Source organism: Candidatus Abyssobacteria bacterium SURF_5 (assembly GCA_003598085.1).
In the GTDB taxonomy this organism is placed as follows: Bacteria; Abyssobacteria; SURF-5; order SURF-5; family SURF-5; genus SURF-5.
Window position 1 is genome coordinate 1 of record QZKU01000056.1, and the last position, 11354, is coordinate 11354.

Below are 11354 nucleotides of genomic sequence, written 5' to 3' on the forward strand. Positions count from 1 at the left end.
TCCAGGTCCTCCTGATTAGAATGGGTGGCTACTGCCCGTGGTGCCAGACGAGATTTCCACGATTTGACAGCTCTTAACTACTTAACTTAGTATAATTAATGCACAAGCCGCAAGGATGCTTATATCCCAGTTGCGGCCGGAATTGTTCTCTTCTACGACTGCAAAGGAAAGGGGCGATCATGCTCTTTCTTTCCAGACCTGCGCGCCAGTCCGCGCCCTTGATAGCTCCATAAGGACATGCCCTCACACATGCAGCGCATTGGCCGCATCTGCTTTGGGTCACTGGTTTACCGAAGGGCATGAAAGATTTTGTTAACACAGGGCATGAAAGATTTTGTTAACACTGTTGCCAGGCGAAGACCGCAGCCCAACTCTGCGGACACGAATAGTGCATTTTTTCCGATCCATCCTAATCCTGCCTTCGTAGCAGCCAATTTATGCGGGAAATCGCTCAGCAGGCCCGGCAGGTTCTTGGAAATTGGGGGAATCCATGCTGTGGATCCCTTTTTCTGCAGGTAATCTCCGCAGACTTCCAGAATTCGTTTCATTCTGTCCTTAGTATCCTGAAGATGTCTCTCAAAGGCGTCCACGTCTGTTTCGCAGTTATCAAGAATCCCCCGGTCGTAAGATATCCCGATAGAAACGGCGGTCAGATATATTTCGCCGTGAAAAGCCATATCCGACACGTCGGCAAAACCGACGAGGTTTGCACCGGATTCCAAGAGAATCGATTTCAGTTCTTTCTGAGTGGCATCCATAGCGACGGGAAATTTTGAGGCATCGTCATAAGAAACTCAGGTCCAGATTCATATCGGCGGCGAGGGCGGAGAGTTCTTCTTTCACTTTCACGATGGATTCTTCGGCGGGCACGGCTGCGTCCAGCAGGAGATCGAAAAGCGGAGTCCCGGAAAGCGGGGCGCTGGTAACCTTTGTTTCGAGCGAATGGATATTGACGTTGTGCCGGTGCAGGATTGCGACCACCCGCTGAACGATTCCCGGATGGTCCATCGCGATGACTTCCATCCGCAACGGCAGTTCCGGATGGTGCGGGAGCAAGGCGGGGTCGTCAGCTTCATGCAGCGACACTTCGAATCCCGAGCCGGCCAGTTCCGGGATTCCTCCTCTGATCGCGCTGATGTGCTCTTCCGGGCAGGAGAACAGCGTCATGATGGAAAATCGTCCGCCCATGGCGGCCATGCGGCTATCTTCGATGTTGGCGCCCCGCGTGAAAAGGAAACTGGAGACCTCGTCGACGATTCCGGGCCGGTCCTTGCCGACCAGGAAGAGGATCATATACTTTTTCATCTGTCCGGCTCCACGTAGTGCTAATGAATTGCCTCTTGCGGCAACGGCCTCAGCCGCCGAGGCATGGGTGTCGCGCCGCGGACGTCTCGTCAAGCCGTCTCACCTTGGTACGCCCGGGAGCACGGCGCAACTGGTCGGGATACTGCTCGGCCTCGACGGCAACTGTTTTGAAGGCCTCGATGAAGGCGTCGATGGTCTCTTTCGATTCAGTCTCAGTCGGCTCGATCATGATTGCGCCGTCCACCACCAGCGGGAAATAAACCGTCGGCGGATGAAACCCATAATCGATCAACCGCTTCACCATGTCGAGAGTGGTGACCTTGTGCTTCTTTTGCAGCTTGTCCGAGAACACGCATTCATGCATGCAGGGCCTATCGTACGCGAGGTGAAGCGTTCCCTTCAGACGTTCCTTGATGTAGTTCGCATTGAGTACGGCGAGCTCGCTGACACGCTTCAGATCGGCGCCCATGCTGAGAATATAGGCGTGCGCCCGCACCATGATCGAGAAATTTCCGTAAAACGAGTGCAGCTTGCCGATGGAATCGGGAAAATCGCTCGAGAGCGCATACGATCCTTTGCGCTCGACCACGCGCGGCACGGGGAGAAACGGCTCGAGATGTTTCCTCACGCAAATGGGGCCGGCGCCGGGTCCGCCGCCTCCATGAGGAGTCGAGAATGTTTTGTGCAGATTCAGGTGCAATACGTCGACGCCGATTTCGCCCATCCGCACGATTCCCATGACGGCATTCATGTTCGCGCCGTCGCAATAGACGAGGCCGCCTTTGCGGTGTACGATTTCGGCGATCTGCTTTATATGTTCCTCAAACAACCCAAGCGTATTCGGATTGGTTACCATGATGCCGGCGGTCTGATCGTCCATCGCTTCGGCAATTGATTCGGGAGAGAGGATTCCGTTCTCGTTCGATTTTACTGGAATCGGCTCATACCCGCACAGCGCTGCGCTGGCGGGGTTCGTGCCGTGGGCGGTATCCGGAATAATGATTTTTGTACGGCGGCCGCATTTCTTCTTGTGGTAGGCATGAATGAGCAGCATGCCGGCCAGTTCGCCTTGCGCCCCCGCCGCCGGCTGGAGAGAGACGGCCTGCATCCCGGTGATTTCTGCAAGAAGGCGTTCCAATTCCGACATCACCTTCAGCGCGCCTTGAGAAAGCGAATCCGGCGAAAGAGGATGCAATTCGGCGAATCCTCTGAAGGCGGCCAATTTCTCATGCAGTTTGGGGTTGTACTTCATCGTGCATGAGCCAAGGGGATACATCCCGCTGTCCACTCCGAAATTCCACTGGGAGAGGCGTGTGTAATGACGGACGATCTCGGGCTCGCTCAATTCCGGAAAATCGGGTGGGTCGCCCGCAACGGCATTATCTATTTGCCGGCGTTCGACGTCGCGCCGGGGCAGGTCCGCGGCGCACCGCCCGGGTTTTCCCATCTCCCATAACGGCGGCTCGTTGAAAACCAGGCCGGTGGCTCCGGGAAAAGTAGTCATCGTCCGACCTCCTCAGCGAGCGCATCCAGATCCGAGCGGGATTTCGTCTCTGTGACGCAGAGCAGGTGATGGTCCTTCAGTTCCGGATAATAGGCATCGAGCGGGAGTCCGGCGAGCACTTTCCTTTCGAGAAGCCGGCGATAATCGCCAGGATTGGGGAAGCGCACGACAAATTCATTGAAAGTCGGGCCGGAGAAAGGAAGCTCGCACCCTTTCTCGCGCAGCCGGTCTTTGAGATATTCCGCCTTATCATGGTTCAACTGAGCCATTTCCCGGAAACCCGTTTTTCCGAGTGTAGCCATGTACATCGCCGCCGCCAGCGCACACAGACTGCTGTTGGTGCAAATGTTGGACGTTGCTTTTTGCCGGCGGATGTGCTGTTCGCGGGTGGCGAGCGTCAAGACATATCCGCCTCGCCCTTCCACATCCTGGGCGCGTCCGACGAGGCGTCCGGGCATGTTGCGAACGTACTGCATCTTTGAGGCAAATATCCCCAGTCCCGGCCCTCCGAATGACTGCGGGATACCGAGGCTTTGTCCTTCGCCGCAAGCGATATCCGCGCCGTACTTACCGGGCGGTTTCAGGATTCCATATGCGAGCGGCTCCGTAAAAGAGACGATCAACAGAGCGTCATGCGCTCTTGCCGCTTCGGCGGCGGAATCCAGGTCTTCGATCACGCCGAAGAAGTTGGGCGATTGAACGACCACAGCAGCAACTTCACCGGCTTGCTGAAGAGAAGAGTAGTCGGTGCGGCCGTCAGAAAGATGAGGAAGTTCGATCGCGCTGTAGCCCGTGGGCGCAAAATACGTCTGCGCCACTCTCCGATAATGAGGGTGAATCGACCGGGAAATCGCCACAGTTGGTTTCTTCGTGATTCGAATGGACATCAGCAACGCTTCGGCCAGCGAGGAGGCGCCGTCGTAGAGCGAGGCATTCGCCACTTCCATTTGCATCAGCCTGGCTGTGAGCGTTTGATATTCATAGATTGCCTGAAGAGTTCCCTGGCTGATCTCGGGTTGATATGGAGTGTAGGCGGTGTAGAATTCCGAACGAGAGAGCAGCTGCCTGTTTGATTCCGGGATGAAGTGGTCGTAGCTGCCCGCTCCAATGAAGGAGGAGAATCCTTGGGCGGCGGCGGTTGTATTGGAAAGGAGTTCGAAATAACCCTCGAGCTCCCACTCATTCAGCGGTTCGGGAAGCGTGAGCGGTCCGCGAAGGCGGCAGTCATCCGGTATCGGAGAGAACAGTTCTTCCAGCGAACGCACGCCGATAACTGCGAGCATGGCAGCTACGTCGCTGTCGGTATGAGGCAAGTATCGCATTTATTCCGTTCCCTCAAGCATCTTCCGATAATCGTCCTTCGTCATCAGGTCGTCATATTCTGACACATCGAGCGCCTTCACTTCTATTATCCATCCCCTGCCGTAGGGGTCTTGATTTATAGAACCGGGCGACTCCTCGAGGAGATTGTTGACGGCAACGACTGTTCCACTGACGGGTGTCAGCATCTCGGAGGCCGCCTTTGTCGATTCTACAGTTCCGAATTCCTCCCCCTGATGGAGAATATCGCCGATCTCGGGCAGCTCAACGAAAGTGATATCCCCGAGCCGATCCTGGGCGTAATCTGAAATGCCGACTCGTATATGATTTCCCTCCAGGCGCGCCCATTCGTGATCGGTGGAATATCGGACATCGTCCGGCAGCTTCAACTCATCAAGTTCTTTCATTCGTTCTCCTCCTACTCTCCAAGGAAATGCTTCATGGGAAGCCGGGCGGTGCGGTCGGGTCGAATGTCCTTAACTATCTCGACAGGAATTTCCCGCCGCTTGTCCCGTAAAACCACGTGAGTTCCGGGTTCCAGCCGGGAGCGCACTTTTGCAAAGCCGCAGCACAAGCCCAGCGGATTGAAGTTTTGAGGTCTTTGGGGACTGGCGACGCTGCAGATGGCCCCGTTAACCCGGCCGATGGCCAGATCGGCGACACACGTCAGCGCGAGACCGATCTCATTTCCATCAGATCCGATACCGAGCGCCGGGTCGCCGATGGAGGCCTTACGCGGGTCGAACCCCACGAATGCAAGTGTATGATCGGACGCCTCACGCAACTGCAGAACGATATCACCAATGAATTGTTTCGTAAACGTCAGCCCATCTTCCGCGAACGGCAGCGCGAACAGCCACGGATGATTGATGTACGGCCATGAGCCGATATCTTGCCCGCTGAGCGGCAGGACGGCGCCCGCACGCAGAGAATCGCGGGCCGCAAGACCGCAGGGAAGAAGGCCGAATTCCTCGCCCGCCTCAAGAAGGGTTTCCCAAATTTCGAGCGCATCGGCCGGATTGACAAACAATTCGAACCCGAACTCGCCGGTATAGCCTGTACGCGAGAGCAAGATCTGTCGGGCGCGCGCGAGCCGGACCCCCGAAAAGCCGGCGGCTTTTTCATAAGTTCCCTTAAAGCTGAAATAGACCATACTGCGCAAAAGCGCCGGACCATCCGCCAACACTTTTGCCAGGATGCGCGCTGAGTGCGGTCCCTGAAGGTCGATTTTCGCCATCTTTTCGGAAACGTCCGCAACGCCAGCAGACCGGGCGGCCGAATATCTTTGAAGATGATCGCCCACTGCCGCCGCCATTCCCGCATTCACAATCACAAGATAATCCTGCGAAGTGAGCTGATAGACAATGGCGTCATCTATGGTTTCGCCGCGTTCGTTCAAAAAGACGCCGTACACGCACCTGCCGGGAGTGAGCGGGGCTTTCCCGCCGCCCAGGCATCTTTCCAGATCCTTTGTGAAACACGACTGGAGCAGGTGGAAGGCGTCACGCCCGGTCACGCTGAGGGCGCCCATATGGCCTGTATCAAAAATACCGGCGGCGGTGATGACCGACAGATGCTCCTTCTTGGCGCCGGATGCATACCACAGCGGCATATCCCAGCCATGGAATTTCGCTATGTTGGCGCCGTGCGCTGCATGCCACGGAAAGAGAGATGTTCGTCTGTTCTCAGCCATATAAATTCGACCGACCCTTTCTTATCCTGAAAAGAGTATGCCACTGTCGGCATTTTTGTCAAATACTTTCATTCCACGAGGCGGCGCGAAATTTAATTTTATGAGAGGGAACCCGCCGGGGGAATTCATGCTTGAAGTGGAAGAGGGGTGGCCGGAGGCGAGGCATCAGCAAAAAATTAATTCTCATCTTAGGCATAAAAAATGCTCTTCCTTTCGGGAAGGCGCGGGAAAATCCCCGCACTGCCCGTTTACCCTGTATTTATCTGCTGGGCGTACAAAATTGAACCCGAAAAGTGTCGAAATATGATTGTCCAACGAGAAGGGACAATGCGGAGCGGGCAGAAAAGCATGAGGAGTTGGGATTGTGAATCGAAAGGATGAAATCATATCCAGAATTTCAACCATAAAAGCGATGCCCCCGGCGGCAGTCGAAGTGGCGCGGCTGCTCCAGAGCCCGGAAACGAACATAAAGGAAATCGTCAAGGCGATTGAATTCGATCCCGGAATGGCGGCTAACATATTGCGCATGGCCAACTCAGCCTACTACGGCTGTTCCGATCGAATATCCTCGATCCGAGACGCAATAGTCCGGCTGGGGACTAACCGCATCTTTCAAATGATTGTCTCATGGGCTTTCTCTCCCATGGCACAGCAAGAGATTCCGGGTTACGGCCTGCCGGCGGGGCAACTGTGGGAGCATGCGATTGCTGTCGCCGTTGGAGGTGAGGAGTTGGCAGCCGATCTGAATTTGAAGACGCCGGCGCACATGTTCACTGCAGGTCTTTTGCACGACATTGGGAAGGTTGTATTGGGCAGCTTCATCCAAATTGACATTGACTTGATTCAGAAGGTGGTTTCAGAGGAGAAGGTATCTTTCGAAGTGGCCGAACAGGAAATTCTGGGCATAGACCATGCCGAAACCGGCGCGGCGCTGCTGGAGACGTGGAATTTGCCGCCGTCCGTTGTCGAGGTTTGCCGGTGGCATCATCAACCGGAATGGCATTCAGGTGAAATGCTCGCAGTCGACCTGGTTCATGTCGCGGACACAATGTGCCTTATGGGCGGAATAGGAGCGGGCATCGATGCGGCTTATTATAACACCTCCGCCGAAGTCAGCGAGAGATTGAAGCTGTCCGCTCTCGCGACCGAAGAAATTATCTCTCAGATTCTGAAGAAACTCCACGAGGTGCGCGAGTTATTTTCAGATAACGGGAGCACCAAGAAGAGGCACTGATTATCAGACCTTCCTTCGGTTCCCCCGCCTCTTCGAATGATCGGAGAGGTGGCCGAGGGCGTGAATGTTGAAGAGCAGGACAGGATGAGAGGTCAGATGCCGGAAGGTATAAATTCAACAGAAAGAACAAACAGGAAGACCTGAGGCCGGATAATTTCTCAGATATTCCGGTCTCAGGCCGAAATTTAATATGAGGGGGACAGATTCACGCGCCGAAGGCGCCCCTCATAATGCAGGACGTTGAACAGGCTTTGCCAGATTTCATGCTGAACCTTTGGGAATCGGTTATCTGCTCCGTCTCTTGCGACTGGCCTTGATCGCTTTCTTGCGTCTGCGTTCTTTTTGAGGCATGAAGTGCTTGCGATCCTTGAGGCGCCTTTGATCACCATCTTCCGAAAGTTTTCTCTTCAGTTGCCGTAGCGCTTTGTCGACATCGCCTTCAACAAAAACTTCAACCATTCAGTCATCTTCCTTTCCATAATTTATTTAAGACATCCAAAGCATTTCTGCCGGGAGGCTCTTCGATTCCGCCGTCCCTGGTTCACTCAGCGCGGACGCCCGCCGCCGCCCCGTCTCGCTCCACCGGGCCCGCCCGGACGGTATCCCCCGCCTCGTGGGCCGCCGCCTCTCGGTCCTCCGCCCTCCCGTCGTCCTTCTGGACGAGGCCGGGCCTCGTTCACGTTCAGCGTTTGCCCCTTCAGGTCTTTGCCGTTCAGACCGTTAATTGCTTCGCGGGCTTCGGCGTCGGCTGGCATCTCGACAAACCCGAAGCCTCTCGATTCACCGCTGAATTTGTCGGTGATAATTTTGGCGGATGCAACCTGTCCGAATGCTGCAAAGGCCTCTCGCAAATCGTTTTCGGTTACTCCCCTTGCCAGATTTCCTACATAGATGTTCATTTGCGCCTCCATTCGCCAGGACGAGTTGATATTCCCGGTGTTCCTATTCCAGGGGAGGACAAAAAGCCGATTCCGCCAATCCCCTTTTGCAAACTATGCTTCAACAGCGCCCGCGAGTAAAATGAATATTAAGTTTTTCGAAAGCTAAAGAAGGAGATCAGATTCTCGAAGTGAACGCTGTCAGGCTGGTCACCTGCGTTGGTGCCACACTTAGAGAGCGCAATCTGGCCTGGCTTGCACATTGCCGAAACAGTAAAACATATCGCTTTAGCTTCAGTATAGTATAGCGGCTCTGACAACCAGTTGTCAATCACCCCGCGCAAAGTCGAGAACAACCTTTTCTTGACGCTGATTATGAAACCGCGTATAATATAGTGTTGCGAAAGGAGGGATGATATGCCCAATCTGCGTAAGCGGCGAAAGAAGAAGATTGCAAAGCACAAGCGCAAGAAGAAGATGCGCGCTAATCGTCATAAGAAGAAGCTTCGCTAAAAGCTGAACCGAAGAGCCAACCCTTTGGAAAGTGACCGGCCGACGGCCGGAGACGAAATATGAATAAATTGAGGATGGGACTTCCTAAGGGCAGTTTGCAAGAGGCTACCCAGGAATTATTTCGGCGCGCCGGCTATACCATTACCTATTACGAGCGCTCTTATTATCCCCACGTGGACGATCCCGAATTGGAAACTTTATTGATCCGGGCACAGGAGATTCCGCGCTATGTCAGTCATGGGATCCTGGATGTCGGGATAGCGGGATTGGACATGATCGAGGAGGACGATGCGGACGTCGTCCAGGTTGCCGATCTTGTTTACTCAAAGCGCGGCATCGGTACGGTGCGCTGGGTGCTTGCCGTTCCCGATGATTCTCCGTTCAAATCGGTGGAGGATCTGGAAGGAAAAACGATTGCGACTGAATTAGTAAATACGACGAAGAAGTACCTTAAGCAGAAGGGAATCCGCGCGACCGTGGAATTTTCATGGGGCGCAACCGAAGTGAAACCGCCCGACCTCGCGGACGCGATCGTCGAACTGACGGAGACCGGATCTTCGCTTGCCGCCAATAAATTGCGGATCTTGGACGTTGTAACCGAATCGCAGACCTGCTTTTTCGCCAACAAACAGGCGTGGCAAGACTCATGGAAACGTCAGAAGATCGAGAACCTGGCGACGCTCCTGCAGGGGGCGCTGAATGCCGCCAGGATGGTCGGCCTGAAAATGAACTGTAACCGGGCGGATTTAAGCAACGTGCTGGCCGAACTGCCGGCGCTGAAAAATCCCACGATATCCAATTTGAGCGATCCGGGATGGGTGGCGGTTGAGACGGCGCTGGAAGAAAAGGTTGTGCGCGAAATAATTCCCCGTCTCAAGAGCGCAGGCGCCCAAGGAATAATAGAATTTCCCTTAACGAAGGTCATTTATTGACGCGGCAGGACGTGGAGGGATTTTCTTATGACAGAAAAGAGAGTGGATGAATCCTGGAAAGAGGAAGTCCAGCGGGAGAAAGTGAAAGAGCAGGGTCCGGAGAAACCCCCTTCCGGAAAAGCCCGGACCGCTCAACCGTCGGGTTTCCCGCCAATGCAAGCCAGCTTCGGCACACTTCTGGCTGAACTCGCGATGCAAGCGTCTCTTTTCCTTGGTGAAATACCCGACCCTGAAACAAATGAGCCGATAGAGGATTTGAACAGGGCAAAGTACCTGATAGACGAATTGGGGATCCTCGAACAAAAGACAGCCGGCAACCTGACGCCGGATGAAGCACAGGCGCTCAAGAGCATTCTCTATGAACTTCGGATGAAGTACATAAGAAAGGCGCCGAAACCCTGAGGTGGAAGGGACCCGGAGTTTGCGGCCAGACGAAAGCTTCCCTTCCTGACGGTCAGAGACAGATCCGGAACAGAAATCAAAAGAGGGCGAAGCGCCTGCTTTTTGTGAAAGGAACGTCATGCCGGCACACGTAGTTGTGGGAACGCAGTGGGGAGATGAGGCGAAAGCAAGAGTCGTCGACTTTCTTGCCGATAATGCCGATGCCGTCGTCAGGTTCAATGGCGGCGCAAATGCAGGACATACTGTCGCCGTTGATGCGGAAAAGTTCATCTTCCACCTGATCCCGTCCGGAATACTTCACCCGAACACGAAGTGCATTATTGCGAGCGGCGTCGCAATCGAACTCCAGCAGCTCAGCAAAGAGATCGATGAGCTGGCTGCCCGCCAGAGAGACGTCGGGAACAACCTCCTCATTTCAGAAAGCGCGCACGTGGTTATGCCCTACCACAAGGCGCTCGATGTCGCCCGTAACAAGGGAGCGGGCAGCATTGGAACGACAGCGCGCGGCATCGGTCCGGTGTACTCCGACAAACACGCCTACATGGGCATCCGCGTGAGCGACTTGTTCGATAGGAGACAGCTTGTCATAAAATTGGACAGCATTCTCAAGGAAAAGAACATCCTCCTCGAGAAACTGTACGATCTGCCGGCTTTCACGGCTGAGCAGATCGTGGCGGAATTGGATCCGCTCATCGAGAAAATCCGACCCTATACGACCAATGCCTCATTGACCATCAATACCATGCTCGATCAGGGAAAGACGGTCATCTTTGAGGGTGCGCAGGGAACGATGCTCGACATCAATCACGGCACCTATCCGTACGTTACCTCATCAAACCCGATCAGCGGCGGTGTGTGCGTCGGAGCAGGCATCGGCCCGCACCGGATCAACAGGATCATTGGCGTGGTCAAAGCCTACATCACGCGCGTCGGCAACGGCCCCATGCCGACGGAGTTGACGGACGGCGTCGGCGAATACCTGCGCCAGCGCGGAAACGAATTCGGCGCCACAACCGGCCGCCCGCGGCGCTGCGGATGGTTCGACTGCCTCGTTGCAAAACATGCAAAACGCGTCAACGGCCTGACGGAACTCGCCGTCACAAAGCTTGACGTGCTCGATGAGCTGGAAACTATCAAGATATGCGAGGAATATTCGTACCGCGGCCGGCACATAACGGAATTCCCCGAACAAGTCGACATGCTTCCCGACTGTAAGCCGATATTCACCGAGTTTCGCGGCTGGCGCACAGATACTTCGAGGATCACTTCATTCTCAGATCTACCCGATGAGGCAAAAAGGTACGTCTCGAAACTTGAAGAGGTGATGGATAGCCCCGCCACACTGGTGGGCGTTGGACCCAAGCGGAGCCAGACTATCCTCGCGTCGCAATAGAATCCTTTTTTTCGAGAAGAAATGTCGCCACAGAAGGCTCGGCCTTTTTCCCTTCATGGCGTGATCGAGTCACGTAAAGGCCTTGCCGCAACTCGCGCCTCTCTCAGAACGCTTCGCCTTTTTCGATTCAGAGCCTAAAGCCCTCATACGCGCGCACTCCCGTTCCTTTTTTGCCGCGCC

At 54.9% G+C, this 11354-nt stretch carries 13 protein-coding genes; 4 read left to right on the forward strand and 9 right to left on the reverse strand.

Annotation, left to right across the window (positions count from 1 at the left end):
• Nucleotides 1-73: 73 nt before the first annotated feature.
• The 7 genes from C4520_07970 to C4520_08000 are packed head-to-tail and all read right to left on the reverse strand — an operon-like array spanning nucleotide 74 to nucleotide 5822.
• Nucleotides 74-301, reverse strand: coding sequence for a hypothetical protein (locus C4520_07970; protein RJP22534.1), 228 nt, complete (start codon nucleotides 299-301; stop codon nucleotides 74-76).
• Nucleotides 288-758, reverse strand: coding sequence for a hypothetical protein (locus C4520_07975; GenBank protein RJP22535.1), 471 nt, complete (start codon nucleotides 756-758; stop codon nucleotides 288-290). The genes C4520_07970 and C4520_07975 overlap by 14 nt, the downstream gene beginning before the upstream one ends.
• Nucleotides 759-783: 25 nt before the next feature.
• Nucleotides 784-1305, reverse strand: coding sequence for an ACT domain-containing protein (locus tag C4520_07980; protein RJP22536.1), 522 nt, complete (start codon nucleotides 1303-1305; stop codon nucleotides 784-786).
• A 49-nt stretch (nucleotides 1306-1354) separates the two neighbouring features.
• On the reverse strand, nucleotides 1355-2809 hold the full coding sequence (locus tag C4520_07985) for a glycine dehydrogenase subunit 2 (GenBank protein RJP22537.1): 1455 nt from the start codon (nucleotides 2807-2809) through the stop codon (nucleotides 1355-1357).
• Nucleotides 2806-4131, reverse strand: coding sequence for an aminomethyl-transferring glycine dehydrogenase subunit GcvPA (locus C4520_07990; GenBank protein RJP22538.1), 1326 nt, complete (start codon nucleotides 4129-4131; stop codon nucleotides 2806-2808). The genes C4520_07985 and C4520_07990 overlap by 4 nt, the downstream gene beginning before the upstream one ends.
• Nucleotides 4132-4536, reverse strand: coding sequence for a glycine cleavage system protein GcvH (gene gcvH / locus C4520_07995; protein ID RJP22539.1), 405 nt, complete (start codon nucleotides 4534-4536; stop codon nucleotides 4132-4134). It lies immediately after the preceding gene.
• A gap of 11 nt (nucleotides 4537-4547) precedes the next feature.
• The gene (locus C4520_08000) at nucleotides 4548-5822 is read right to left on the reverse strand and encodes an aminomethyl transferase family protein (protein RJP22540.1); all 1275 of its coding nucleotides are present in this window, start codon (nucleotides 5820-5822) and stop codon (nucleotides 4548-4550) included.
• A 364-nt stretch (nucleotides 5823-6186) separates the two neighbouring features.
• Here C4520_08000 and C4520_08005 point away from each other — a divergent pair, with 364 nt between their 5' ends.
• Nucleotides 6187-7056, forward strand: coding sequence for an HDOD domain-containing protein (locus C4520_08005; protein RJP22541.1), 870 nt, complete (start codon nucleotides 6187-6189; stop codon nucleotides 7054-7056).
• A gap of 285 nt (nucleotides 7057-7341) precedes the next feature.
• On the opposite strand, the gene rpsU is transcribed toward C4520_08005, so the two are convergent.
• Nucleotides 7342-7515 carry a 30S ribosomal protein S21 gene (rpsU, locus tag C4520_08010; protein ID RJP22542.1) on the reverse strand — a complete coding sequence of 58 codons (174 nt, stop codon included), beginning with the start codon at nucleotides 7513-7515 and terminating at the stop codon, nucleotides 7342-7344.
• A gap of 86 nt (nucleotides 7516-7601) precedes the next feature.
• Nucleotides 7602-7955, reverse strand: coding sequence for an RNA-binding protein (locus tag C4520_08015; protein ID RJP22563.1), 354 nt, complete (start codon nucleotides 7953-7955; stop codon nucleotides 7602-7604).
• Nucleotides 7956-8506: 551 nt separating this feature from the next.
• On the opposite strand from C4520_08015, the gene C4520_08020 reads away from it, so the two are divergent.
• The 3 genes from C4520_08020 to C4520_08030 all read left to right on the forward strand — a co-directional run bounded on the left by C4520_08020 (nucleotide 8507) and on the right by C4520_08030 (nucleotide 11174).
• A complete protein-coding gene (locus C4520_08020) occupies nucleotides 8507-9379 on the forward strand; it encodes an ATP phosphoribosyltransferase (GenBank protein ID RJP22543.1) in 873 nt (290 codons plus the stop codon).
• A gap of 27 nt (nucleotides 9380-9406) precedes the next feature.
• Entirely contained in the window at nucleotides 9407-9781 is a 375-nt protein-coding gene (locus tag C4520_08025) for a DUF1844 domain-containing protein (GenBank protein RJP22544.1), read from the forward strand.
• Between the two features lie 118 nt (nucleotides 9782-9899).
• The gene (locus tag C4520_08030; protein ID RJP22545.1) at nucleotides 9900-11174 is read left to right on the forward strand and encodes an adenylosuccinate synthase; all 1275 of its coding nucleotides are present in this window, start codon (nucleotides 9900-9902) and stop codon (nucleotides 11172-11174) included.
• Nucleotides 11175-11354 lie beyond the last annotated feature (180 nt).

Excerpts from the sequence above, each read along its gene's own strand:
- C4520_07970 (RJP22534.1), bottom strand. The coding sequence starts at position 301 with ATGCCCTTCGGTAAACCAGTGACCCAAAGCAGATGCGGCCAATGCGCT.
- C4520_07975 (RJP22535.1), bottom strand. The coding sequence starts at position 758 with ATGGATGCCACTCAGAAAGAACTGAAATCGATTCTCTTGGAATCCGGT.
- C4520_07980 (RJP22536.1), bottom strand. The coding sequence starts at position 1,305 with ATGAAAAAGTATATGATCCTCTTCCTGGTCGGCAAGGACCGGCCCGGA.
- C4520_07985 (RJP22537.1), bottom strand. The coding sequence starts at position 2,809 with ATGACTACTTTTCCCGGAGCCACCGGCCTGGTTTTCAACGAGCCGCCG.
- C4520_07990 (RJP22538.1), bottom strand. The coding sequence starts at position 4,131 with ATGCGATACTTGCCTCATACCGACAGCGACGTAGCTGCCATGCTCGCA.
- gcvH (RJP22539.1), bottom strand. The coding sequence starts at position 4,536 with ATGAAAGAACTTGATGAGTTGAAGCTGCCGGACGATGTCCGATATTCC.
- C4520_08000 (RJP22540.1), bottom strand. The coding sequence starts at position 5,822 with ATGGCTGAGAACAGACGAACATCTCTCTTTCCGTGGCATGCAGCGCAC.
- rpsU (RJP22542.1), bottom strand. The coding sequence starts at position 7,515 with ATGGTTGAAGTTTTTGTTGAAGGCGATGTCGACAAAGCGCTACGGCAA.
- C4520_08015 (RJP22563.1), bottom strand. The coding sequence starts at position 7,955 with ATGAACATCTATGTAGGAAATCTGGCAAGGGGAGTAACCGAAAACGAT.
- C4520_08020 (RJP22543.1), top strand. The coding sequence starts at position 8,507 with ATGAATAAATTGAGGATGGGACTTCCTAAGGGCAGTTTGCAAGAGGCT.
- C4520_08025 (RJP22544.1), top strand. The coding sequence starts at position 9,407 with ATGACAGAAAAGAGAGTGGATGAATCCTGGAAAGAGGAAGTCCAGCGG.
- C4520_08030 (RJP22545.1), top strand. The coding sequence starts at position 9,900 with ATGCCGGCACACGTAGTTGTGGGAACGCAGTGGGGAGATGAGGCGAAA.